The organism is Rheinheimera mesophila, from assembly GCF_000986865.1.
Lineage (GTDB): Bacteria > Pseudomonadota > Gammaproteobacteria > Enterobacterales > Alteromonadaceae > Pararheinheimera > Pararheinheimera mesophila.
Genome location: NZ_LAVS01000001.1, coordinates 1 through 23,319, shown reverse-complemented (window position 1 = coordinate 23,319; position 23,319 = coordinate 1). Strand labels below are relative to the sequence as shown.

Sequence of the window (23,319 nt, the reverse complement as noted above, 5' to 3'; positions counted from 1 at the left end):
GAGCAGCATAAAGACGGATACTTGATGATGCTGTGCCCCACAGTGAGTTATTCCCGGAACTTAGACGAGACTGTATTGAGTTCTTGCGCCAGAGCACGGAGTTGGTCAGAAATATCAGCCACGGTATTTTGCACCTGAATAGTTCTGCTGAACGAATCGGCCATCTGATGTGTGTTATCCAACACCAAACTGGCCACCATGGTTTGTTGTTCCGTCGCTGTCGCTATCTGCGCATTGACCATATTAATTTTGTCAATTTCCTGATTGATAAGCTCAATAGAGCTACCCGCCTCTGCGCTGAGTACAGCGCTGTTATTGGCTTTGGTTACGGCTTGATCCATCAGTCGTACCGCACTGTCGACATTTTGTGTCAGCTTGCCTAACAAATCACGGATAGTGGTCACTGAGGACGCTGTGCGGGACGATAACAACCGCACTTCATCTGCAACCACAGCAAAACCACGGCCCTGCTCACCAGCCCGGGCGGCTTCAATAGCGGCATTGAGTGCCAGCAGGTTGGTTTGATCGGCAATATCGTTAATGCTTTTTAAAATACCACCCACTTCCTGAGTTTGTTTCGCCAGATCGGTAATTACTGTGCTGGTCTGTGCTATTTCGCCAGCCAGATCTTTGGATGCCTGCACTGAGGATGTGGTTTTTTCATAACCCAATTTCGCCAGGCGACTGGCATCATTGGCACTGCCCGACGCAGCATTGGCGGACTGGCTGATGTCTTTGACACTGCTTTGCATCTCTTCCATGGAGTGCGACACTGTGTCAGCATCATTTTTTTGCTGACTGGTCATACTGTCCAGTTCGCGCATCCCTCTGGCCAGTTCGTCTGCTGTGCGGCTGACAGGGTCGACTAAATGAGCGATGGCCACAAAAGAGCTTTGCAGCAAGGCGATAAATTCGTTGAAATTGCGGGCGACAGCGCCAAACTCGTCTTCTGAGTCAATGCTCAGCCGGCTGGATAAAGAGCCTTTGCCTGACGCTAAAACCTGTAATGAGCTGGCCAGATTATTGGCTGTTTTACTGATATTCCGACCAATCACATGGCCAACAACAGCCATAATAATCAATAAAACCGTACCGCTTAATACGATGATCAGCACGGAGCGCTCAGAAGACGCTGACATATCGACCAGTATCTGCTGGAAATTATCATCGGTTTGCTTCTCATAAGCGACAAAACCGCTTTTTGCTGTTTCGTATAAGGCGGTTTTATTCTGAATAATACTTTGTGCTGCGTTCATATCTAAGGTGCCGTCAATCATTGACTGAGCAATTTGTGCGGCAGCTTCGGCGTAGGCACTAAAGTTCTGCTCCAGTGTCTCTAACTGCTTCTGATTGGCGGTATCGAGTTTTTTCAGCCGGGCCAGATTGGCAACCACCCGCTCTTCTGTGGCTTTCGCCGTGCTTAATATATCTGGATCAGACAACGAAACCGACTGAGTAAAAAACTCTTCGACGGCATTAAATTCCACCACCGTTTGTGAGGCGAGTTTCGAGCTGTCATACATTTTGTCTTTAATCAGCACAATGCTGTCGGCATTGCGGGCGGTAAAGTAAATGGACGAGGTCAGTACTATTAAAAAAGCCAGAATTGCGATGGCAATAATAAGCCAGATTTTTTTTAATAAACTCAGGTATTTCAGCATAAGTAGTATCCAGAATATGGCTTACAACAAAGGCAGGTGAGCACGTCACCTGCCTGGACCCGCTTTAGTTCAGTGTTAAAGCGACCTTCACACTGCCAGTGACCGCTGCGGCACTGACATAACCAATGGCGGCGGGGTTTTTCGCCACTGCATCCAACACTTCCTGCTCTGATGCCAACTCTTTCGGCGGTGTCCCTTTGCCAGTAAATACCAGTTTAGACCAATACGCTTTCATCTGACTGGAAGAGCGGCCCAGTGCTTTTTGATCAAAGTCGGCCCGCACTGCAACAGCTTCGGCCAGATTCACCGGCTCAGCCGCTTTACCGTCGGTAAAGGTTTTGGCGCGACCAGTAAATAGCTTATTGATATCATCCTGCGACAAGGTTGCCGCATTGGACGGGTGAACGATCACTGCGACATTGGCTGCGGCCATAAAGCTCAGTGCCAGAGCAGGTATGAGTATTAATTTTTTTAACATGATTAGATTCCTTAAAACACCAGATCGACGCCAACAACCAATACGCTGTCTTTACGATCAGCCGTCTTATTGTCTGCGTTGGTGTATTGAGCTTTCAATGCTGCGGACGGGTGGAAGTCATAACGGACACCGACGTTAATACTGTCGCGCTCCAGCTCCAGACTATTCACTAAACCAGCCACTGGTGTGAAAATAGGCGATGCTGTCGGGACAGCGGCATAAATCTCGGTTTTGGCTTGGTTGTCTTCTTTTTCAAAAGACACATAAGGTGTGATGCTATCAAAACGATGACCGATCGAAATGTAATAGGATTCCTGATCAGAAATAAATGAATCGTCTACAGTCGCTTTCGTGACTTCGGAGACCAGCAACCAATCGTTTTTATCAATGTTAAAACCGATACCGGCAAAAGAGCTGGATTCGTCGATGATGTCTAAGTCTTTCGCTAAAGCACCCAGGCCAAACCCTGTGAGCTGTGCATACAGACCTGTCACAGGCGTATCTAATGGGTCGACATAAAACGTAGTTTTACCTATCAGGTAGGCGACGCGGAATGAGTAACCGTCCTGTCCTAATTCCCAGGCAACCCCTGTGACATTATCTATTTGTGCTTCTGCAGTGGCATCGCCAATGGCCGCATCACCGTCGTAGCTGCCGACGATCAGTTGCAGCGCCGAATCGAAATTACCTAAGGTCGTCGTATGGTAAAGCGATGCACCTTCGATGTTATCAAAGCCTAAACCGTAGACGCTTTGCGGTACCCGTGACCAATCATAGGCATAGCCTACATCACGGAAGTCTGAGTATTTATAGAATGGCGTTCTTAAACGACCGGCATTGACCCGCAGGCTATCCGTTAAGTCGTAACTTAAAAACGCCCATTCAAATTTTACATCCCAGTCATCGGTACCACGACCTAATAACTGAGCGGTAACAGATAATTTATCACCTAAGTCGGACTTTACCTGTAGTGCGGCCAAACTCTCATTTTTAAAACTAAAATCATTGTCGTAGCCATAGAGCTCGTCGTCGCTGCTCAGTGCCATACCGCCTTTGATCGAAGCGAAACCATTGATGTCCACTGCGGCCTGGCTGGCACCGCAAAGAGACGCAGCTATAGTTGCTGCCAGTAATTTACGTTTTAACATTAGAGTATCCTCATCGATTTTATACTGTGGTACGTTTTTGCAGGCTAAACAGGTTCAGCCTTTAAAAAATCACTAGTCAACCTTGACTAAGTTTTTGTTTTCTATAAGGTGTGCAGCCCTGCTTCTGGTCGGATGTCCCTGTCTGATTTTACTGGCGTCAGACTGTGCCTGTTGTCCTGTACTGACTTTTGTCGCCCCAATTATACAAGTCGTCGAATTGAATTACTAGTTTTTTCATATTTATCAATTTTTCGCACAGCAAGCGCAAGATAAACTTCAAACCTTGCTCGTTAACCATAGTCAATCCTCTGATGGGAGTTGATATTTTTGTTTGATTTACAACAGTTTTTGCTCTGATCGATAACGACAGCATGCCAGTCACTGCGACCAGCTATAACTAAAAGTGGGCTGACAAGATACAAACAGAGTGGTGCTTAGCTGCCTGTTGATGCCTTTCCTCATCAGGACAGACTTTGTCAACACACAAGTTGCCTCGGTAGCAAGAGAACGAATTCGATAAAACCACGCAGGCTGATTCTGTTACTATCGATGTCATGTCCGTAAATATCAGGGGTTGAAGGCTCAGGTATGAAAATTTTAGTGATAGGAGCGGGCTGGTTGGGGACTCAACTGGCAAGCCAACTTAAAGCTGATGGCCATGAATTATGGCTCAGCAGCCGCAGTGCGGCAAAAGCAGCCAGTGTCAAATCGCACTATAACCACTTTGTGTTGGATTTATCACAGTCTGTCAGGCCTGATGCTGAACTAGAGGCTCTGTTTAAAGACGCTCTGGTGATTTGTACTGTGCCTGCCAGTCGTTCTGATGGGGCAGGCTACATCAGAGCGCTGACTCAGTTGGCTGGTCTGATGAAGCAATTGGGCTCAGTGGCTTGTATTCACATGAGCAGTACCGGCATTTACGAGGGATTAACAGGCGCTGTGGATGAACAGAGCCAGTTACAGCGCTCTGATCCCCGTATTGAGTTGCTCGAAACCGGTGAAACATTAGTAGCAGCGGCTGTGCCTTGCTGTACCTTACGTTTGGCCGGTTTAATTGGTCCTGGCCGTCACCCGGCCCGGTTTTTATCCGGCAAGCCTGCTGGGGCGGCTGACGTAGCTGTAAATATGGTGCACAGCAGTGATATCTGCGCCGCTGTTTCAGCCATAGTGCAGCAGCAGTTATGGCCTGAGTTGTTTAATTTATCCTGTCCTGAATTTTGCTCAAAAGCTGAGTTTTACTTCACTGCCTGTAAACTGGCTTCCTTGCCAGCTCCGCAGTTTGAGTCAACACCTACCGCGACGCCAAGCCGCAGAGTGCTCAGTACTAAATCTCAGACTATCGCTGGTTTTCAGTACCAATTCAGCTCAGCGTTAGCAGCTTTGCCATTTTGTAGCTAAGCTGCGCCCTGTCTGCTACCGTTCTGTTGCCGGGTAACCGGCATCATCCAGCGCCGCAATAATTTCCTCTGCGGTTAACCGGCTCTCTACGCTGACCTGTTGCAGTGCTAAGTCTGCTGTTACTTTGGCATCAGCCTGCAGCGCTGCGATCGCTTTATTAACCATACTGATGCAATGATTGCAGGTCATACCCGTGACGTTCAATTGGACTTTCATTTTATCTTTCCTCTGGAGTAGTTGGAGGCCACCATGATCTAAGTTTGACCTGTGGTAAGGTCAACTATTATTTTTGATTTTTTTTGGCTTGACCTTACCCTGATGGCAAGCTTTAGCCTTGTTTCTGTCGGGCTCACGCCCTTTTGATCCGGAGTCATGGTATGTCTGAGCAAATTCAACTGAATATCAACGGAATGAGCTGTGCGTCCTGTGTGGGACGTATTGAAAAAGCATTAGTTAAAGTGGCGGGCGTAGAGCAAGTGACTGTCAATCTGGCCAGTGAAACGGCCACAGTCAGGGGCTTGGCTGTGCCAACTGACTTACTGATAGCGGCGGTGGAGAAAGCTGGTTATCAGGCCAGTTTGCCAGAAAAAAAGATCCAGGCTGAACAGAAACAAACGGCTTTTTATCAGCAGGAATGGTGGCCTGTGCTGGCAAGTATGGTGCTGACCTTACCTTTAGTGCTGCCTATGGTTGGTTTACTTTTTGCTCAGGATTGGATGCTGGCGGCGTTTTGGCAATGGCTGCTGGCTACACCAGTACAGTTTTATTTTGGTGCACGTTTTTATAAAGCGGGCTGGGCCGCAGTGAAAGCTGGCAGTGGCAATATGGATTTATTGGTGGCCATAGGCACCAGTGCGGCCTATGGCTTGTCTTTGTACTTGTGGTGGAGTTTTACTGCGCTACATGGACAACACGGCGCACCTCATTTGTATTTTGAAAGCAGCAGTGCGGTTTTAAGTCTGGTGCTTTTAGGGAAGTATCTGGAACATAGAGCGAAAAAACGTACCACTGATGCGCTAAGAGCGCTGGAGAACCTAAAACCCGCAGTAGCTACAGTATTTCGGCAGGGGCTTTGGGTGGATGTTAAAGCAGAGACAGTGCAACAAGGCGATTTAGTCCTGGTCAAACCCGGTGAACGCATTCCGGTGGATGCGGTGGTGGAGCAAGGTCAGAGCCATGTGGATGAAGCTTTGATCAGCGGAGAGTCTGTGCCTGTCAGCAAAACGCAGACGGATAAAGTCACAGGGGGCTCTGTTAATCTGGATGGTGTACTGCAAATCCGTGCTACTGCAGTGGGCGCTGAATCGACCTTATCCCGCATTATTCAACTGGTAGAGCAGGCGCAGGGAGCCAAGGCACCAGTGCAGGCCTTAGTCGATAAAATCAGTGCTATTTTTGTGCCTGTGGTGTTACTGATCGCCCTGGCGACTTTGCTGGGGTGGGGGGTGCTGACGAACGATTGGGTGACGGGTATTTTAAATGCAGTGGCTGTGCTGGTGATTGCCTGTCCTTGTGCACTGGGATTAGCAACACCCGCAGCTATTATGGCAGGCACAGGTTCAGCCGCCCGCTCAGGTATTTTGATTAAAGACGCTGTGGCCTTAGAGCAGGCTAAAGCTGTAACTCTGGTGGTGTTTGATAAAACCGGCACCTTAACTCAGGGCAAAGCTGTGGTGCAGCAAGTCAGTAATCTGGCTGATGAACCCGATGCATTGTTATGGGCTGCTTCATTGCAGCAACACAGCGAACATCCGCTGGCTAAAGCGGTAGTGAGTTACGCCACAGCACATCAGGTGGCCGCTGTGGCAGTAACCGAGTTTCAGGTGGTCGCGGGCAAGGGGGTACAAGGCAAAGTACAAGGGCACAGTCTGGTGCTGGGTAGTAGCCACTGGATGCAGCAGTTGGGGCTGAAGCTACCGTTTGAGCAAATTAAAATTGCTGGTGCTTCTGTGTCCTGGTTAGCTGAGCAACAAGCGAATGACAGCTATAAGTTAGTCGCACTGTTTTGTTTTACCGACCAATTAAAGCCTGACGCTATACACGCCGTGACCTTATTAAAGCAGCAAGCTATTGCCGTTGCTATGTTAACGGGTGACAGCACAGAAAGCGCTGCAGCCATAGCGCAACAACTGGGTTTAACCGACTGGAAAGCGCAGGTTTTGCCGGCAGAAAAAGCTGCGGCTATTCAGAGCTGGCAGCAGCAGGGCTATCAGGTGGCTATGGTTGGCGATGGGATTAATGATGCACCTGCTTTGGCTCAGGCCGATTTAGGTATAGCGATGGCGAGCGGCACTGAAGTCGCTGTCAGTGCCTCGGCTATGACTCTGATGCGCAGTAAGCCGTCGCTAGTCAGTGCTGCGTTGCAGATCGCCAGACTGAGCTACGGTAAAATTCAGCAAAATCTGTTTTGGGCTTTTATTTTCAATGTGATCGGTATTCCGTTGGCCGCTTTGGGTTATTTAAATCCGGTTATTGCCGGAGCAGCTATGGCATGTAGCAGTTTAGTGGTGATTAGCAATGCCTTGTTGTTACAGCGCTGGAAAGCTCAGGAGTAAAATGATGACAACTTTAGTGACCATAGGCCAGGCGGCCAAACAGACCGGACTTTCTGCCAAAATGATCCGGCATTATGAAGAGGCAGGTTTACTTAAAAAAGCCAACAGGACTGATGCGGGTTACCGCTTGTATAACAGCCAGCAGTTGCAACAACTGAGTTTTATTAAGCAAGCCCGAACCCTGGGTTTTTCCATAGCTCAGGTCAGTTCTTTACTGGACTTATGGCGAAATCCACAGCGCAGCAGCAAAGAGGTTAAACAACTGGCTGAACAGCATCTGGATGAAATTAAACAAAAAGTTGCCGAGCTACAGCAGATGCAAAAAGTATTACAGCAATTGGCGGACAGTTGTTGTGGGGATGATCAACCCCAGTGTGCCATTTTAGATGGTTTACAACGATGAAAATCGAAGCATTGTAAAAAGAAGATCCCGACTTACGCCGGGATCTTCAGCCAACAGCCCAGGGATTAAGGTCTGTAAGAGGTTGTTAAGCTTATACCTGACGCCGCGGTGTAACCACGGATACCTATGTGGTAAGTGGCTGCAACCGGGTTATTAAAGGTACAGCTTTCTGTATTGCCATTGAGGTATGGGCGGCAATCATAAGTTGATGTCGTCGGTTGTGAACCACGACGTACATACAGATCGGCATCACCTGTACCGCCAGAGGTATTGACAGTCAATACACTCATACCCGCTGGTACTACGACTGTGTAGTATTTCCAGCTATTTGCGCCTACGCTGATATTGTTGATGGTCGAAGTTGAGCCTGTACCACCGCCACCACCTGTACCTGAGGCGGCAGCAACTGCAGCGGCTGCGTCAACTATACCAGTACCACAACTGGTACAAGTCGCAGGGAAAGCACGGGTGGTGGTTTTCAGGATGGTTTCAATTTCATCCGGTGTTGCCGCTGGTTTTTTCTGGGCAATTAATGCCGCTACACCCGCCACATGAGGTGCAGCCATAGATGTACCCTGGCTGTAACCATAGCTGTCTGAACCTGGTGTCGTAGTACCAGTGTTATAAGTCGACAGTACACCATTTGGATCATTGGCTGAGTTCATCGCACCACCCGGAGCTGCGACATCAATAGAGGTGCCGTAGTTTGAATAGTACGCACGACCACCGCTGCGGTTGGTGGACGCCACGTTCACAACACCAGCGCAGTTACCCGGGTTGAAGTTGTTGGCGTTTGAGTTGTCGTTACCTGAGGCAATCACAATCACAGTGCCACGTGAACGGGCTGAGTTAATAGCGGCCTGGGTGGTCGAGTCACAGGCACCTGAACCACCTAAACTCATGTTGATCACTTTGGCTGGGTTAGCGTTTGCCGGAACACCTGCTACTGTGCCACCTGAAGCCCAGATGATACCGTCAGCGATATCTGAAGTATAACCACCGCATTTACCCAGTACACGCACTGGTACTACTTTAGCGCCATAGGCAACGCCAGCTACACCTGAGCCGTTATTGGTCACTGCAGCGACTGTACCTGCAACATGGGTACCGTGCCATGAAGAATCCTGAGCTGAGTGAGTACCACCACATTCGTTAGCTAAAATCCAGTCACCGGGATCACGGGCATCAGAGTCACGGCCATTGCCGTCGTTACCGACAAAGCTGTCAGAAATCATGTCATAGCCAGGCAGGATATTGGCATTTAAATCAGCGTGTGGACGGTAACCTGTATCCAGTACAGCCACTACCACACCAGCACCAGTGGCGTTGTCCCATGCCGTGTTTGCGCGTAAACCGCCGGTAGACTCATAGTAATGCCATTGGCTGGTGTACTGCGTGTCGTTTGGTGTCGCTGCGATTTGTAACATGCGGTCTTCTTCAACCGACTCTACCATTGGATCCTGAGCAAGCAGCTCAATAGTACGAGCTGTTTCAGCTTTTGACAGGCGACGCTCCGCTTTAACGACATGACGGTTGGCTACTGCTAAAGAGCGCACAAAACTCATCGGCTCACCAGCTCGGCTGGATAATTCAGACGCGGCATGAGCTTTTAACTGACTGACTGAGTTTGCAGCCATGCCGGTTAAGCCCTGAGCAGATAAAGTGGCAGCACTTTTATACTTGACGATAAAACGGGTTGGCGGCTCGATAGCTTTGGTTTCGTTGATCTCTACCGTGATACCAGATTTTTCGGGGGCAGCCTGTACAGCAGTCGCCACCAGGGACAGCGCGGACAAAGTAAGCAATGAGACTTTGGATAAGTTGAAGGTTTTATATTGCATCATGTTCTCTCGGATTATTGTTATTTGAAATGCCTCATCCATGGAAGCCCTGTCCCTTATTTAGTTAATATGCTGGGCAGGCGGTATGATAATTGGTCAATATTTTGTTAATGTAAATAGGTGTATATTTATCAAATTTAATCTTTTGTTTTCACTTTTTCGGTTTTGTCAGAACTTTATGCGATGAGTTGCTTGTGCGGGGCGGCGAAAATGCTGGGTTTGATTACAAATTGTCACAAGTGTGTATTTATTGAAAGTGTTATTAGCTATATCAAAAAGGTATAAAGGATGCTGTTTTATTGGTCAGTTGTTTGTTTTTTGCCGGCCTTTGCCAGTGCCGGCAGAGTCACTGGTCATGAAAAAGCCCTGAGACCAGGGCTTTTTTTCAGTTTAATGGTGGGCGTGTGAATGCGGTTTTCTTACCTTCAGAGTCTCTGTACTTTCTGTGGTGTCTGTCTTTGCAGAGGTCACCTCTGGTACTGAGCCTGTCCATTCTGTCGCTACTGTGCCTTCAGGATGCTGGTACCAGCCCGGATCTTTATAATCGCCAGGTGCCTGATCTTTACGGACTTTAAATACGCTGAACATACCCCCCATCTCTACGGAGCCAAAAGGCCCGTCACCCGACATCATTGGCAAGGTGTTGGCCGGTAGCGGCATCTGCATTTCGGTCATATCTGCCATACCACGTTCACCCATCACCATATAATCCGGCACCAGTTTGTTGATTTTTTGCATCAAACCACTGTGATCCACCCCAATCAGCGTCGGTACGTCATGGCCCATCGCGTTCATCGTATGGTGCGATTTATGGCAATGGAAAGCCCAGTCCCCTTCTTCGTCGGCCAGCAGTTCAATTTGCCGCATCTGACCTACAGCCACATCTGTCGTGACTTCAGGCCAGCGGGCAGAAGGTGGCACTGGACCACCGTCTGTGCCTGTGACGGTAAATTCATGACCGTGAATGTGAATAGGGTGATTGGTCATGGTCAGATTACCCACCCGGATCCGGACTTTATCGTTTTTACGTACCACTAACGGATCGATGCCGGGGAAGACGCGACTATTCCAGGTCCACAGATTAAAATCGGTCATGGTCATGATTTTAGGCGTGGCACTGCCGGGCTCGATATCGTAGGCGTTTAGCAGAAAACAAAAATCGCGGTCCACTTCGTCGATATGAGGATGGGCCTCTTTTGGATGGGTGATCCACATGCCCATCATGCCCATCGCCATTTGGACCATCTCGTCAGCATGAGGGTGATACATAAAAGTACCGGGGCGGCGGGCGATAAACTCATACATAAAGGTTTTACCAGGCTTAATGGCGCGCTGATTTAAACCGGCAACTCCATCCATACCATTAGGTAAACGCTGGCCATGCCAGTGGATAGAGGTATGTTCGGGTAACTTGTTGGTGACAAAAATCCGCACTCTGTCGCCTTCTACCACTTCGATAGTCGGGCCTGGCGACTGGCCGTTATAGCCCCATAAATGTGCTTTCATTCCTGGTGCCAGTTCACGCACTACGGGCTCAGCCACCAAATGGAATTCTTTTACGCCATTATTCATCCGCCAGGGCAAAGTCCAGCCGTTTAGCGTAACCACAGGGTTATAAGGCCGGCCAGAGTTGGGTACTAGGGGATCCATAGTGTCAGCAGATTGCTGGATCACAGGCTCAGGTAAGCTGGCCATTGAGCTTTTGCTGACTGCGGCTACACCTACAGCAGCTGTAATAGCACCGACTTTTTTTAATAAATCACGACGGGTTAGCATCACATTCTCCTGTTAATGACCAGCGGCAGCAGCCGAAGTGTTGGTGGTTTCCATGGCGGCAGGCAACTGCAGTGTTGGGCTGCCCCACAGCGCTTGTTGTAAAGCCAGTTGTGAGAGATAAAAATCGCGTTGGGCTGTCATTTGTCCTGTCACAGTGCTGACCTGTGCCTGAGTGTCGGCAATCAATTCAAATACACCAATCAGCATGCCGTTATACCGCAGTACATTTTGCTGATTGATTTTCTGCGCCAGTGGCACTAACTGGTCCTGATAATGCCGGGCAACCTGATAAGAATGCTGCTGCAGGTTGTACGCCTGACGCACTTGCGACAATGCTTTTTGTTCCAGAGCTTTGGCCTGCCACCAGGCTTGTTGATATTGAGCCTGTGCTTTGTTGATGCGCTGTGCACCAGAGTCAAACAAGGGTAATTCAAAGCCTAAAGCCACTTCACGCTCAGTGCTGTGCTGCACTGAGCCTGCAACTTCGCTGGATAAACCCCGGACAAAACGGCTGTTTTTATTTTGCTCAAGTTGTAGCTGTAGTTGCTTTAATCTGACTTTAGCTTGTTGCAGATCCAAGCGTTGTTCCAGCGCTTGCTGTTCTAACTGATGCTGTGGTTGCATTTCTGTTGGAATAGCAGGCAGATAAGCAGGTAACTGCAAGGACACTGCAGCGTCAGACAGACCAAGCGCAAGCAGCAGGCGCTCGCGACTTTGGTATTGCTGTTGCTGTGCTGTCGCCAGTTGCAGACGGATCTCTGCAGCAAACTTTTTTTGACGCGCTTGCTGCAGTTCGCTGTAGTTACCGACCTGATACATACGACTGGCCAGTTCGGCTGAAGCATCAATTGCTTCCTGCACTGTCTGCAGATAACTAAAACGCTGTTGTGCCACCACGGCCTCAATAAAAGCGCTACGGCTTTGAGTGACCAATTCCAGCAACTTCAGGGCAGCCTGTTGCTGTTGTTGCCTGGCTTGTTGTTCTGCTATGGCCTGATTGGATTTTAAAAATAACAAGCCAAACAAGTCAAAAGAGAAATCAAGCTCGGTGTTATAGCCCTCTTCTTCACGACTACGGATCACTCTCAAACCCGGATTGGGTAACAAACCAGCCTGAGCTAATTCTGCTCTGCTGATTTCGAGTGACGACAAGGTGGCCAGAAAATCAGGGTTGTTTAATACCGCGATGCGACTGACGTTTTGTAACGACAGAGGCTCGGTTAACAGTCGTTTGACTTCCTGTTCGGTCTCAGCTCTTAACGCCGGATCCACCGGAGCTAGTGTTAGCTGTTGCTGCTCGGCTTGTTGTATCAGTGCATTATTTTGTTGCAACTGCGAGGTCCCGGCACAAGCGCTCAGTAAAACCAGCACAGTCAGAGGCGATAATTTAGTGATGATGCTCATGCTGCGCTCCTGCTGCCGGCTGTGGTACTGTCCGCTTTGGTGTCGCATGGCCTGAATGCCTGGAATGATCCATCTCAGATTCAGTCTGGTGGCCGCTGTGGCCTGAATGATTGGAACGATCCATGTCAGATTCAGTCTGGTGTCCGCTGTGGCCTGAATGCGTGGAATGGTCCATGCTAGGCTTAGTCTGGTGCCCGCTATGGCCTGAGTGCGTGGAATGATCCATGTCAGATTCAGTCTGGTGGCCGCTGTGGCCTGAGTGTGTGGAATGATCCATCTCAGATTCAGTCTGGTGGCCGCTGTGGCCTGAGTGCGTGGAATGATCCATGTCAGATTCAGTCTGGTGGCCGCTGTGGCCTGAATGCGTGGAATGATCCATCTCAGATTCAGTCTGGTGTTCGCTGTGGCCTGAATGCTTGGAATGATCCATAGCGCTGTGATTGCCATGAGCACCATGACCACCTGCTTGCTGGGCATAAAATTGCCAGCCACCTAATTCAGCGACTCTGTTATTAGCCTGAGTCCAATCCAGTTTTTTTGGCTCGGAATGACTAAAGATTGGCGGCAGTTGTTGTAAGACCGATACCTCTTGTGAAGCAATAGATAAAGTGGAGTGGGCCGCCAATAGCGCCAGAGCACAATGAAGTGCAGTATGCGTGTATGAATTCATAAAAAAATCCTGGTTTACACTGAAAAATCTGTAGCAAAGCCTGATAAGCCTCAGCTTTTGCCTATGAAAAAAGATATTCAGTGCTAGAAACGAGGAGGACGCTCCAGACCGGAACTGGTTAGAGAAAACAGCAGGGAGTTTGAACTGAAAATACGTTCCGCTTGATTTTTTTCCGGTAATTTGCCCGATGGATCCATCATTACCATGACTGTTGTACAACTGACAGCGCAACCCGAACACGAACTTTGCTGTCCGTTGTGTTGCGGGTCAGAGTCGTGCATTTGCGGCATCACCATGTCGGCATGCTGTTCAGCGCTATGAGCCGAGTGATCTATCACCTGATGCGTTGCAGTGTCAGCGCTTTGATGATGGGGCTGTGACATTGGGTGATTGCTGTGGTCTGGACCACAACACAACATAGCGGCAGTCGCTACTCCTTTAAACAGAAGTAGGCTGATAAGCACCATTAACCTGAGCCAGGGAGTGTGTCCCTGATTGCTGTTCATGTTTTTCCGCTTGCCCGCGCCATGTAATAAAATTGCCGCTACCCTAATACAAAACAGCCTGAAACTCAAGACGTACAAGAGCTGCGAGCCTGTGGGCGCAGCTCTTGACTGAACGGCAAAGCGGCGTCATTGTAAACAAAACTTTCTGATAGGAACCGAATGCTGTTATGGATTCTGCTGCACAACAGGCTTTTTACCACGAGATAAAACAAGCATTAACGGCGCGTCGTCAACAGCAATGGCAAGCGGCCTGGTATCATCTTGAGCGGGCTCATATTTTAGGCCAACAGAATTTTATGCTGCATTGGCATAGCCATTGGCTGATGTTAAAACTGGCCGCCGATCAAATAAACTGGCCTGAAATCCGTGGACAGGTATTACGGCTGTTACTGACCCCTGTGGGGCATATCACAGGTCGTTTACCACCAGGCAATCCGGGGTCCAGTCGTTATCCTGTATTACAAGCTTCAGCCGTTCCGGATGATTTGCAGGTTTATCTGCGTAAGTCCGAGCAACGCCAGCCTTGAGGTGGGGTGTTGCATTTTGTGGTATGGTTTGAGGTAGATCTTTTGTTGTCAGCCAAGGAGCGCAAGCATGCAGGTTGCCGAAATTCCTCACAATGAGCAGGACAGATTAAAAGCCCTGTTAAAGCTACAGATCCTGGATACCGAGCCTGATGCCACTTTTGATGCAATCACCTCTCTGGCGGCGACGTTATTTCAGGTCCCGATAGTGCTGGTGTCACTGATTGACGCGCAGCGGCAGTGGTTCAAGAGTAAGCAAGGTTTGGATGTGTGCCAAACTGATCGCAAACTGGCGTTTTGCGCTCATGCTATTTTGCAGAGCGATGTGTTTATTGTCGAAGATGCTGCTCAGGATGAACGCTTTGCGGCAAACCCCTTGGTCTGTGCTATCCCCAATATCCGTTTTTATGCCGGATGTCCGTTAATAGATGCAAATGGCTTTGCACTAGGAACTTTATGTCTGATTGACCGCAAACCACGGCAGATGACAGAGCAGGACAAGGCTGTGTTGCGTAAACTGGCTGTTCTGGTGATGGACAGACTGAAGGAGCACAAACAAAAACTCCAGACTGAACATAAATTGCAATTGCTGGATTTGTTGCTGGACTCTATTCCGGATGCGTTGGTGGCCTGTGACAGCGATGGCCATCTGGAACAATTTAACAAAGTAGCGCGTGACTGGCACGGCGTGGATGTTCGAAAATGTGAAGCCGAGTTGTGGAGTCACCACTACAACCTTTACGAAGAAAATGGCCACACAGTGTTGCCGGTGGAACGAATCCCGTTACTCCGTGCTTTTCATGGTGAGACCGTAGTTGGACAGACGATCTGTATTAAAAGTAAAGGTCAGGCGCCGCGTTGGGTCAGTTGTCGTGGCGAACAGCTAAAGACCCGTTCAGGCCAGTTGTTGGGCGCTTTGGTACTGATGCATGACATCAGCGAGCAAAAGCAACTGGAGCAGATGAAAACCGATTTTATTTCCACCGTCAGTCATGAATTACGCACTCCCATCACCGCCATCAGTGGCGGTTTGGATCTGGTGATCAATCAGGTATTAGGGCCAATCCCTGACAAGGCTTTAGCCATGTTGAAGGTCGCCAGCCAAAATAGTAAACGTCTGCAGTTACTGGTGAATGACTTATTGGATATGGAAAAACTCAGCGCAGGAAAAATGGATTTTTATTTGCAGCCTTGTGATTTAGCCGAAGAGTGCCAGCAGGCTATTGCGCAAAACCAACCTTATGCTGATAAATTTGGTGTGCAATTGCGCATACTCAATACAGAACCAGTGCGGATGCAACTGGACAGCCACAGGTTGCAGCAGGTACTGAGTAACTTGTTGTCCAACGCCATTAAATATTCAACAGCAGGTGCTGAAGTGACCTTAGGGTACACTCAAGTGCAGGATAAGATCCGCATTGAAGTCAAAGACAGCGGAGAGGGTATTCCGCTGCATTTTCAGGAGAAAATCTTCCAGCGTTTTGCTCAGGCCGATGGTTCTGATTCCAAAGCTAAATCTGGCACCGGACTGGGGCTTGCGATCAGTAAAGCCATTATTGAGTCTATGGGCGGCTGCATAGGTTTTCATTCCGTACCAGGCGAGGGCACAGTATTTTTCTGTGATTTTCCGTTATAAACACAGACAGAACTGAAGCTAACTAGCGCTGGTGTTCAGCTCTGTCTGCGGCCTTAGTTTTTCCTTAGCGGAATTTGTTCCAGTTCCAATGCCGCTTTGACCTCTGGCAATTCGCCCATACGGTCCAGGTACTGTTGCAGTGAGTGCAATTGCGCTACGCCGGGTACAGCAGACAAACCCCAGCGAATAAAAGGCAGCAGGTAATAGTCGGCCAGGGTCAGTTGGTCACTGAGCCAGTACTGGTGGTGCGCCAATTCCTGGTCCAGTTCAGTAAAACGTTGTAATAAACGCGGTTGTGCCTGCGTACTGACGGCAGTTGTTGAGCCAGTATCCTGAACAAAACGTTGGGGGCGCCACAAGGTGGCAAAATCTATGTGTAAGGTATTGGACAGCCAGGCCATTTTGGCCAGAACTTTTGCCTGCAGCAAGGGCTCAGCGGGTAATAATCCCTGTGGATGGCGTTGTTCCAGCCAAATCAACAAGGCCATGGCTTCGGTCAGTGCGGTGTCCTGAAAAATAACTACAGGTACGCGCTGTGCCGGATTGAGCTGACGGAATGAGTCAGTCTGGTGTTGCCCCTGAGCCAGATCAACTTTGATTGGCTGATAGGGCACGGCTGCCTTTTTTAACTTGATTTGAACAGCTAAAGAACAGGCTCCACTGGCATAATAAAGTTGATACATAAAGGCTCCTATCGGCGGCCGACCCAGGCTAAGGGGGTCACACCGCAGTCCTGGATTAGCTGGATTAATTTGTCCAGACTCAGCAAAGTTTCAATCCACAAGGTGTTGCAGCGTTGCCCTTGCTCGATACGGCTAAAGGGATCAAGGCGTGACAACTGATCGCGAATATGGTCGAAGGTTCCTTCCCGGTGTAAGTCCTGCACAGTGATCTCAATCATGGTACTACTCCGATCCTGTTTGGGTCTACTCAGGCTAAAGCTTGCCTCTGGGGCAGGGTCAAGCAATGTGGTAACGTGCCAGTATATGGGTATTCGTCACCGACTTTTCAAAGTAGCGGGCTTTGATTTGCAGATACTCAGGATGACTAAAAAAGCTTTCCATCCACTGCTCTGAGGCAAAGTGAATAGTAAACACTCTGTTGATCGCTGAATTTGCCGGCTTTAGGGTCTGCTGTACCACAAAATCGTAGCCAAAATCTCCCTGATGTTGCAGTAACAAAGGGGTCATCTGGCGGCGATATTCTGCGTAGAGCCGGGCATCATTCAGTTCTAATCCAACCAGCAATTCGATACGCATCAGGCTACTCCTCTAAAAAGTGGCGCAACTTTAACCAGTGTCTTCACGACAGACAAGTAATTAACTGTAACTACACTGTTTACTAAATCGACATAATATCGGCTCTGTAGCCTGCGATTGAGCAAAGATGAAGCCGGCTACAGGGGCAGGGCCTGTCAGGCGCTATCAGTTTACCTGAGGTTGGCTGATAAACAGTGGATGTTTTTGCCGTCGATACAAACCCGGTGGCTGCTGATAATGAGCTTTGAATACTGTTGAAAAATGATAAGGATTACTAAAGCCTGTTCGCTCTGCGATCTGTTCAATACTCAGGCTGGTGCTGGTAAGTAACATAGCAGCCTGGCGCAGTCTTAGTAATTGCAGGTAGTGTTTGGGCGTATGCCCCCAATGCTGTAGACAAAGCCGGTGTAATTGTCGCTCGGATAAAAAAGCGCTATCCGCCATTGCGGCGACTGTCCATGCTTTAGCCAAAGAGGTCATCAATCGCTGTCTGAGCTGCTCTAAAGGCGCAACCATGCTGTGCTGCCTGACTCTTTGGGTCAGGAGCTGCAGTTGCTGACAACAGAGCGTACTACTCTGATCGGCCTTGGGATTTTGCTGCTCATTATAGAGAAACTGTAACAGGAGTTTTAGTTGCAGAGCCTGATCGGTTGTGCCTGATTGATAGCTGCTCAAGGTGGGAGTTGTTGTGCTGTAAAACAGGATCCAGCATAGCTGCCAGGGTGTCGTTGTATCCGGATCGGCCAGTTGATACTGAACTGGACTGCCAGAAGGCAGCCAGACCCAATCGCCGGCGTGCTGCATTTGCCAGTGCTCCGCTAATTTCACCATCCCCTGACCTGATACTGTCACCAATAAAGTATCTATGCCCGGCAGCACACGCTGGATTTGATACAAGTGTTGTAGCTCAGAGTATCCCGCCAGCCAAATCCCTTGTTGTGCCAAAGCAGGTAAAAGAGAGTCACAGCAAATCCATTCCTGGCAGTCTTCCCCAACCAGAATGATTGTGTTGTTGGCAGTTTTTGAAATCATGATGTCATTCTCAGGCATTTTTTAACTGGGTATTTCTAAATACTATGGCAGAAATTGATATGTGAGGAGTGCTTTATGAAAATCGAACATCTTGCGATCTGGACTGAGCAACTGGAGTTGTTAAAAGAGTTTTATTGCCGTTATTTTGGCGGTAAAGCAGGCAGTTTGTATCAAAACCCACGGCATGAGTTTGCATCCTATTTTATTGAATTTTCGCAAGGGGCCAGGCTTGAGCTGATGCAGATGCCGGTTTTGCCCAGACCTTACCCGCCGGGCCGACAGCATCTTGGCTGGGCGCATCTGGCCTTTGCCTTAGGTTCAGAGCAAGCGGTGGATCAGTTAACAACACAACTGGTTCAAGACGGTTACACTCACCTGGATGGTCCACGCCGGACTGGCGATGGGTATTATGAGAGCACAGTGTTGGATCCGGAAGGAAACCGGCTGGAACTGACAGTTTAACTGTTGTGCTTAAGCAAGCTAAACAATGTTTGAATGTCGGGAGCCTGAATTTTTGTCACACAGGTCTGAGCGGATGCAAAAAAGTGTGCTTGAACCAAGGCAGTCAACTCTGGTAGTGCAAACTCTTTCACCATAGAGGGGGCGACAGTCTCCACAGGGCAGGGCTTGAGCGGATAGGCCCGACCTGCACTGTCGATCAGCAAATCATCAGACAACAGGTAAGGCTGCTGCAACTGATAGTGCTGCATAAAGTGGCTTTGGGTTTCGGACAACAGCAATTCATCCTGACCTGACAATTTGAGGATGGCGGGAAACTGGATCATCTGAATAACCTCTGGATTCTTTGTTGTATTGTAGCCTGAACCCAAGGCAGGTCGTCACGGGTTCACAACAGAATAAGTCCCCCTCAACATATTTCACTCTATGATTGGGGCGAAGCTCTGTTTAAAAAGCCAGGGCAGTCAACAAAGCTGTAGCTCCAAGGGCGAGGGCTAAATCGTCGCAACAAGTATCCGGCCTCCGCCAGAGGCGAAGGCGTGCTCTCGGCGAAATGCCAAACTGTTGGCATTTCGAAAGACCGCTATCCCCCTGACAGTTGCGACATACCGCCCATCCCTGAACATAAAAAAGCCCCTTGCAAGCAAGGGGCAAAAGGCGCGGATGAGCCTATGGGTTAAACTATGTCTGTGACATTCTGCAGGAACCTCACAACAGTTATCGTTATACGCTCTTTACTTTGTCAGTAAAAATCGAATATAACTTCTAATATGTTCGTAAATAATTGAGTTGAGATGACCCCTGTTAATTACAACCAGCTATATTATTTTTATCTGGTCGCTGAGCACGGCAGTATTGCACGGGTCAGTGAGTTGCTGCATATCACGCCGCAAACCATCAGCGGACAAATCAGTGCTTTTGAACATGGTATTGGCACTGCGCTGTTTTCCCGGCAGGGTAAGCGTTTGATCCCAACTGAGCTGGGTGTGGTGGTGCAGCGTTATGCCGCTGATATCTTTCAATTAGGAGATGAGCTTAAAGCTGTACTGACCCGTCAGCACAGCAGTTGGCAAAATTTTAGTGTTGGGATCACAGACGTTTTGCCTAAGGCTTTTGTTTATGAAATGCTCAGACCTATTTTGCAGTTGCCGATCAAGCTGATTTGCCGTGAGGGTGAGCAAGCCGGATTGCTGTCTGAACTTGCGATCAATAAACTGGATATGGTGCTCTCGGATCAACCTATTCAGCCTGGCAGCCATGTTAAAGCTTATAGTCATTTAGTGACCGAATCTCCGATGGCCGTTTATGCCTGTGAGGCTCTGGCAACGCAGTTGTGTGCAGATTTTCCGCGTTCACTACAGGATAAACCTTTTCTGTTGCAAGGTAAAAAATCCATTATCCGTCAACAGTTGATGGGGTGGTTTAATGAAGTAGAGGTGCAACCGGATGTTGTGGCTGAATTTGATGACAGTGCCTTAATGCAGGCTTTTGCCCAGCAGGGCCTGGGGGCATTTGCTGCCCCTTTGCTCCTGGAAAGCCAACTGCTGAATAACTACCGCTTACTCAAAGTGGGTGTGATCCACAGAGTGACAGAACGTTTTTACGCTATATCACCCGAGCGTAAGCTGACTCACCCGGCCGTGTTGCAATTGGTAAAAGCACTGCAACAAAATAACCTCAGTCCCGATAAAACTCCGGTTCGCTAAGCGGCTGAAAAAGGTTGTAACTGCTGTTGTGTGCGCTTTGTGCCAGACAGTAGCTGGTCCGTGGCCTGATCAATAGCCGCCATTTGTTGATACGCCAGATTAGTGCCTTGTTCAATTTCTGTCAGATGGTGGTGATTTTGCTCTGAGCTGTGAGCCAGTTGCTGCACGTGTTGCTGGATATGATGCAACTGCTGCTGGGCATTTTTTAGCTGTTGTTCCAACTGACTGAAATCATTGCTGGTTTGTTGTATTTGCTGCTGAGCCTCGCCGGCTTGTTGCTGCAGTTGCTCGGATTCGTTTTTGGTATCACGAACCAAGACATCCATTTCATTAAGAAAACCAGAGATTTGGCCTGTCGCGCTGTTGACTTTCGCCGCCAGAGTCCGCACTTCATCTGCGACTACGGCAAAACCCCGACCCGCCTCACCAGCCCGAGCCGCTTCAATGGCTGCATTCAGCGCCAACAGATTGGTTTGATCGGAAAAGTTTTCTACCATCAGTAATATCTGCCGCACATTCTCAGCATTTTTCTGCAAACCTGTGACAGTGCCACCAAAGTTAGCCAGGAGCTGTTCGATTTTATACAACTGACTGGTCAACTGGTTAAGCTGAGTGCTGGCCGTTTTGGCATTATCGACAGTGCTGGTGGCAACTTGTATCACCTGATCGTTGCTTTGTACTATCTCGGCCAGACGCTGTAACGACTGATCACTTTGTGAACGGATTTGCTGACTGCTTTGTTCTGCCCCCTGCAACTGGCGTCTGGTGCTGTGTACCGCTTCAGCAACTTGCTGGTTGACAGCAAAATTGCTCGAAGCCTGCTGATGAATGCCCCGCAACATGGCTGATAACTGGTCGACAAATAAGTTGTATTGCTCTGACAACGTACGGAATTCGTCAAAGGTAAAGGCAGGTAAACGGGTTTTTAAATCGCTGCCAGCTTGATTAGCTTGCTGTAACGCATCGACTAAGGCTTTCACCGGGCGCACGATCAAATGCATCAGATAGCCTATGGTAAACAGAAAAGCTCCTGTGCCCAGCACTAAAATCCACCACCAGCTCTGCCCGGCAGCCCCCTCGTCTGGATAAGCCGCAAACATCGCCAGCCAGAAAATCAGCGTTAAAAAGCCGATATTACCGACAATTTTTAACGTCAGGCTATAGAAAAATTGCCGCTCGACTGCATTGTAGATCTCGTTAAATAAGCTCATGTTCCGACTCTCAGTCTAAGTTCCAAACCCAAGTGCTGATACTGAACTTTAACCCTTTGCCACAGCCAGGGTATTGTTCTATGTCATACCATAACCAGTTTTTACTCGTTTTTTAAGTGCAGAAGACGGATTGTTTTTATATAATGTGTATATGTTTTATATATAAAGTGTAGCTATGGGTATAGTAAAAATATCTGATGACCTGCATGACGATTTGCGGGAAGCCAGCAGGGTGATGGCGCGCTCTATCAATGCTCAGGCTGAATTCTGGATCCGGGTGGGGATGCTGGCTGAGTTGAATCCGCAGCTAAGCTACCAGGACTTGTGTCGTCAATTATTGAAAAACAAATCTTCTACTTTGCAGGACTTACTGAATGAACTCGATCCATCTGAAAACCCCGGCTGAGCTGGATATCCAACACAAAGCCGGACAGTTACTGGTACAGGTCTTTCTGATGCTGGACGAGTTAGTCAAACCCGGCATCAGCACCATGCAAATTAACGATGCGGTGGACGCATTTATCCGTGGACCGCTCGCCGCCAGACCCGCCAGCAAAGGCCAGTATGACTACCAGTATGTGCTTAATAGCTCCATTAACGACGTGGTATGCCATGGCATACCCAAAGCTACAGATATTTTAAAACAAGGTGATATTGTCAATTTGGACATTACTCTGGAAAAAGATGGCTTTATCGTCGACTCCAGTAAAATGTACTGTGTAGGCAAGGTCAGTCCTTTAGCACAGGCTTTGGTGGATGTCACTTATCAGGCGATGTGGCAGGGCATTTATCAGGTGAAACCCGGCGCCCGTTTAGGTGATATAGCCTCTGCAGTGCAACAATATGCTGAACGGCATGGTTATTCGGTTGTACGCGAATACTGTGGTCATGGCATAGGCCGTGAGATGCATGAAGAACCACAAATTTTGCACTACGGCAAAGCAGGCACAGGTCTTACTTTAAAGCCTGGCATGGTATTTACCATTGAACCTATGATTAATCAGGGCGACAGGCGGGTAAAACAAAAATCTGATGGCTGGACTGTAGTGACAAAAGATAAGAAGTTATCGGCGCAGTGGGAGCACACAGTGGCTGTGACTGATACCGGTTTTAGCGTGCTGACCCTGCGGCCTGAGGAGCAGCATTTAGTGCAGGTTGGCCAATGATGACTAAAACTATACTGATCACCGGCTGCTCCGGCGGCCTGGGAAAAGCATTAGCTGTGGAGGCTAAACGGCAAGGCTACCGAGTGTTTGCCACAGCCCGAAAAGAGGCCGATTTGCAGCATCTACAGCAGTTGGGGCTGGAAACCATAGCACTGGAAATGACCAACCCAGATTCTGTGAAACAAGCCGTATTGCAGTTGCAACAACAGGCTGGGCGCCTGGATATTCTGGTGAACAATGCAGGTTTTGGTGTGATGGGCCCGGTTTTGGATGCCGGCGCTGAGGGTTTACGTCAACAGTTTGAAGTCAATGTCTTTGCCGCGGTGGATCTGACCCGGGCCTGTTTGCCGCTGTTACTGCAAAGTAAAGGGCTGGTGGTCAATATTGGCAGCGTATCAGGGGTATTGACCACACCTTTTGCTGGCGTGTACTGCGCATCAAAAGCCGCCTTGCATAGTTTGTCTGACGCACTACGAATGGAGCTGG

General features: G+C 48.8%; 25 protein-coding genes. 10 read left to right on the top strand and 15 right to left on the bottom strand.

Annotation, left to right across the window (positions count from 1 at the left end; translation table 11 throughout):
• Positions 1 to 47 precede the first annotated feature (47 nt).
• The 3 genes from SD53_RS00120 to SD53_RS00110 all read right to left on the bottom strand — a co-directional run bounded on the left by SD53_RS00120 (position 48) and on the right by SD53_RS00110 (position 3,287).
• Complete coding sequence (locus SD53_RS00120) at positions 48 to 1,661, bottom strand: methyl-accepting chemotaxis protein (protein WP_046518182.1); 1,614 nt, start codon at positions 1,659 to 1,661, stop codon at positions 48 to 50.
• Between the two features lie 64 nt (positions 1,662 to 1,725).
• Complete coding sequence (locus tag SD53_RS00115; RefSeq protein ID WP_046518181.1) at positions 1,726 to 2,139, bottom strand: type 2 periplasmic-binding domain-containing protein; 414 nt, start codon at positions 2,137 to 2,139, stop codon at positions 1,726 to 1,728.
• Between the two features lie 11 nt (positions 2,140 to 2,150).
• On the bottom strand, positions 2,151 to 3,287 hold the full coding sequence (locus SD53_RS00110) for a porin (RefSeq protein WP_046518180.1): 1,137 nt from the start codon (positions 3,285 to 3,287) through the stop codon (positions 2,151 to 2,153).
• A gap of 588 nt (positions 3,288 to 3,875) precedes the next feature.
• On the opposite strand from SD53_RS00110, the gene SD53_RS00105 reads away from it, so the two are divergent.
• A complete protein-coding gene (locus SD53_RS00105) occupies positions 3,876 to 4,685 on the top strand; it encodes an NAD-dependent epimerase/dehydratase family protein (RefSeq protein WP_046518179.1) in 810 nt (269 codons plus the stop codon).
• Between the two features lie 15 nt (positions 4,686 to 4,700).
• Here the strand turns inward: SD53_RS00105 and SD53_RS00100 are convergent, their stop codons facing one another.
• Complete coding sequence (locus tag SD53_RS00100) at positions 4,701 to 4,901, bottom strand: heavy-metal-associated domain-containing protein (protein ID WP_046518178.1); 201 nt, start codon at positions 4,899 to 4,901, stop codon at positions 4,701 to 4,703.
• A gap of 161 nt (positions 4,902 to 5,062) precedes the next feature.
• Here SD53_RS00100 and SD53_RS00095 point away from each other — a divergent pair, with 161 nt between their 5' ends.
• Together SD53_RS00095 and cueR are read left to right on the top strand one after the other, a co-directional pair.
• The gene (locus SD53_RS00095; RefSeq protein WP_046518177.1) at positions 5,063 to 7,240 is read left to right on the top strand and encodes a heavy metal translocating P-type ATPase; all 2,178 of its coding nucleotides are present in this window, start codon (positions 5,063 to 5,065) and stop codon (positions 7,238 to 7,240) included.
• A 1-nt stretch (position 7,241) separates the two neighbouring features.
• Positions 7,242 to 7,643 carry a Cu(I)-responsive transcriptional regulator gene (gene cueR, locus SD53_RS00090; RefSeq protein ID WP_241481723.1) on the top strand — a complete coding sequence of 134 codons (402 nt, stop codon included), beginning with the start codon at positions 7,242 to 7,244 and terminating at the stop codon, positions 7,641 to 7,643.
• A gap of 65 nt (positions 7,644 to 7,708) precedes the next feature.
• On the opposite strand, the gene SD53_RS00085 is transcribed toward cueR, so the two are convergent.
• The 5 genes from SD53_RS00085 to SD53_RS00070 form a co-directional block, all read right to left on the bottom strand.
• A complete protein-coding gene (locus SD53_RS00085; RefSeq protein ID WP_241481722.1) occupies positions 7,709 to 9,487 on the bottom strand; it encodes a S8 family peptidase in 1,779 nt (592 codons plus the stop codon).
• Positions 9,488 to 9,874: 387 nt separating this feature from the next.
• The gene (locus SD53_RS00080) at positions 9,875 to 11,260 is read right to left on the bottom strand and encodes a multicopper oxidase family protein (protein ID WP_046518176.1); all 1,386 of its coding nucleotides are present in this window, start codon (positions 11,258 to 11,260) and stop codon (positions 9,875 to 9,877) included.
• A 12-nt stretch (positions 11,261 to 11,272) separates the two neighbouring features.
• On the bottom strand, positions 11,273 to 12,664 hold the full coding sequence (locus SD53_RS17845; protein WP_162198660.1) for a TolC family protein: 1,392 nt from the start codon (positions 12,662 to 12,664) through the stop codon (positions 11,273 to 11,275).
• Complete coding sequence (locus tag SD53_RS18700) at positions 12,648 to 13,334, bottom strand: hypothetical protein (RefSeq protein WP_162198659.1); 687 nt, start codon at positions 13,332 to 13,334, stop codon at positions 12,648 to 12,650. Before SD53_RS18700 ends, SD53_RS17845 begins: the two co-directional genes overlap by 17 nt.
• 83 nt (positions 13,335 to 13,417) lie before the next feature.
• The gene (locus tag SD53_RS00070; RefSeq protein WP_046518175.1) at positions 13,418 to 13,717 is read right to left on the bottom strand and encodes a hypothetical protein; all 300 of its coding nucleotides are present in this window, start codon (positions 13,715 to 13,717) and stop codon (positions 13,418 to 13,420) included.
• A gap of 290 nt (positions 13,718 to 14,007) precedes the next feature.
• On the opposite strand from SD53_RS00070, the gene SD53_RS00065 reads away from it, so the two are divergent.
• Both SD53_RS00065 and SD53_RS00060 read left to right on the top strand, forming a co-directional pair.
• Complete coding sequence (locus SD53_RS00065) at positions 14,008 to 14,367, top strand: DUF3703 domain-containing protein (RefSeq protein ID WP_046518174.1); 360 nt, start codon at positions 14,008 to 14,010, stop codon at positions 14,365 to 14,367.
• 67 nt (positions 14,368 to 14,434) lie between these two features.
• Positions 14,435 to 16,000: an ATP-binding protein gene (locus tag SD53_RS00060; RefSeq protein ID WP_046518173.1), complete on the top strand. Its 1,566-nt coding sequence runs from the start codon at positions 14,435 to 14,437 to the stop codon at positions 15,998 to 16,000.
• Positions 16,001 to 16,053: 53 nt separating this feature from the next.
• Here SD53_RS00060 and SD53_RS00055 read toward each other — a convergent pair whose 3' ends face one another.
• From SD53_RS00055 to SD53_RS00040, 4 genes are all read right to left on the bottom strand, one after another.
• Entirely contained in the window at positions 16,054 to 16,683 is a 630-nt protein-coding gene (locus SD53_RS00055) for a glutathione S-transferase family protein (protein WP_046518172.1), read from the bottom strand.
• Positions 16,684 to 16,691: 8 nt separating this feature from the next.
• On the bottom strand, positions 16,692 to 16,901 hold the full coding sequence (locus SD53_RS00050) for a hypothetical protein (protein ID WP_046518171.1): 210 nt from the start codon (positions 16,899 to 16,901) through the stop codon (positions 16,692 to 16,694).
• A gap of 58 nt (positions 16,902 to 16,959) precedes the next feature.
• Entirely contained in the window at positions 16,960 to 17,259 is a 300-nt protein-coding gene (locus SD53_RS00045) for a DUF1330 domain-containing protein (RefSeq protein WP_046518170.1), read from the bottom strand.
• 165 nt (positions 17,260 to 17,424) lie between these two features.
• Positions 17,425 to 18,291, bottom strand: coding sequence for a helix-turn-helix domain-containing protein (locus SD53_RS00040; RefSeq protein ID WP_052749183.1), 867 nt, complete (start codon positions 18,289 to 18,291; stop codon positions 17,425 to 17,427).
• 75 nt (positions 18,292 to 18,366) lie between these two features.
• Between SD53_RS00040 and SD53_RS00035 the strand changes: the two genes are divergently transcribed.
• A complete protein-coding gene (locus tag SD53_RS00035; RefSeq protein WP_046518168.1) occupies positions 18,367 to 18,753 on the top strand; it encodes a VOC family protein in 387 nt (128 codons plus the stop codon).
• Here SD53_RS00035 and SD53_RS00030 read toward each other — a convergent pair.
• Positions 18,750 to 19,076, bottom strand: coding sequence for a DUF4144 family protein (locus SD53_RS00030; protein ID WP_046518167.1), 327 nt, complete (start codon positions 19,074 to 19,076; stop codon positions 18,750 to 18,752). The genes SD53_RS00035 and SD53_RS00030 overlap by 4 nt on opposite strands.
• A 468-nt stretch (positions 19,077 to 19,544) precedes the next feature.
• Between SD53_RS00030 and nhaR the strand changes: the two genes are divergently transcribed.
• Positions 19,545 to 20,456, top strand: a complete 912-nt coding sequence (gene nhaR, locus SD53_RS00025) for a transcriptional activator NhaR (RefSeq protein ID WP_046518166.1) — start codon at positions 19,545 to 19,547, stop codon at positions 20,454 to 20,456.
• Here nhaR and SD53_RS00020 read toward each other — a convergent pair.
• On the bottom strand, positions 20,453 to 21,667 hold the full coding sequence (locus SD53_RS00020) for a methyl-accepting chemotaxis protein (protein ID WP_046518165.1): 1,215 nt from the start codon (positions 21,665 to 21,667) through the stop codon (positions 20,453 to 20,455). The two genes, nhaR and SD53_RS00020, sit on opposite strands and share 4 nt — an antisense overlap.
• A 175-nt stretch (positions 21,668 to 21,842) precedes the next feature.
• Here SD53_RS00020 and SD53_RS00015 point away from each other — a divergent pair, with 175 nt between their 5' ends.
• The 3 genes from SD53_RS00015 to SD53_RS00005 form a co-directional block, all read left to right on the top strand.
• The gene (locus tag SD53_RS00015) at positions 21,843 to 22,073 is read left to right on the top strand and encodes a ParD-like family protein (protein ID WP_046518164.1); all 231 of its coding nucleotides are present in this window, start codon (positions 21,843 to 21,845) and stop codon (positions 22,071 to 22,073) included.
• Positions 22,042 to 22,833, top strand: a complete 792-nt coding sequence (gene map, locus SD53_RS00010; protein ID WP_046518163.1) for a type I methionyl aminopeptidase — start codon at positions 22,042 to 22,044, stop codon at positions 22,831 to 22,833. Before SD53_RS00015 ends, map begins: the two co-directional genes overlap by 32 nt.
• The coding region (locus tag SD53_RS00005; protein ID WP_046518162.1) for an SDR family NAD(P)-dependent oxidoreductase at positions 22,830 to 23,319 on the top strand (490 nt) is incomplete at its 3' end. The genes map and SD53_RS00005, both read left to right, overlap by 4 nt.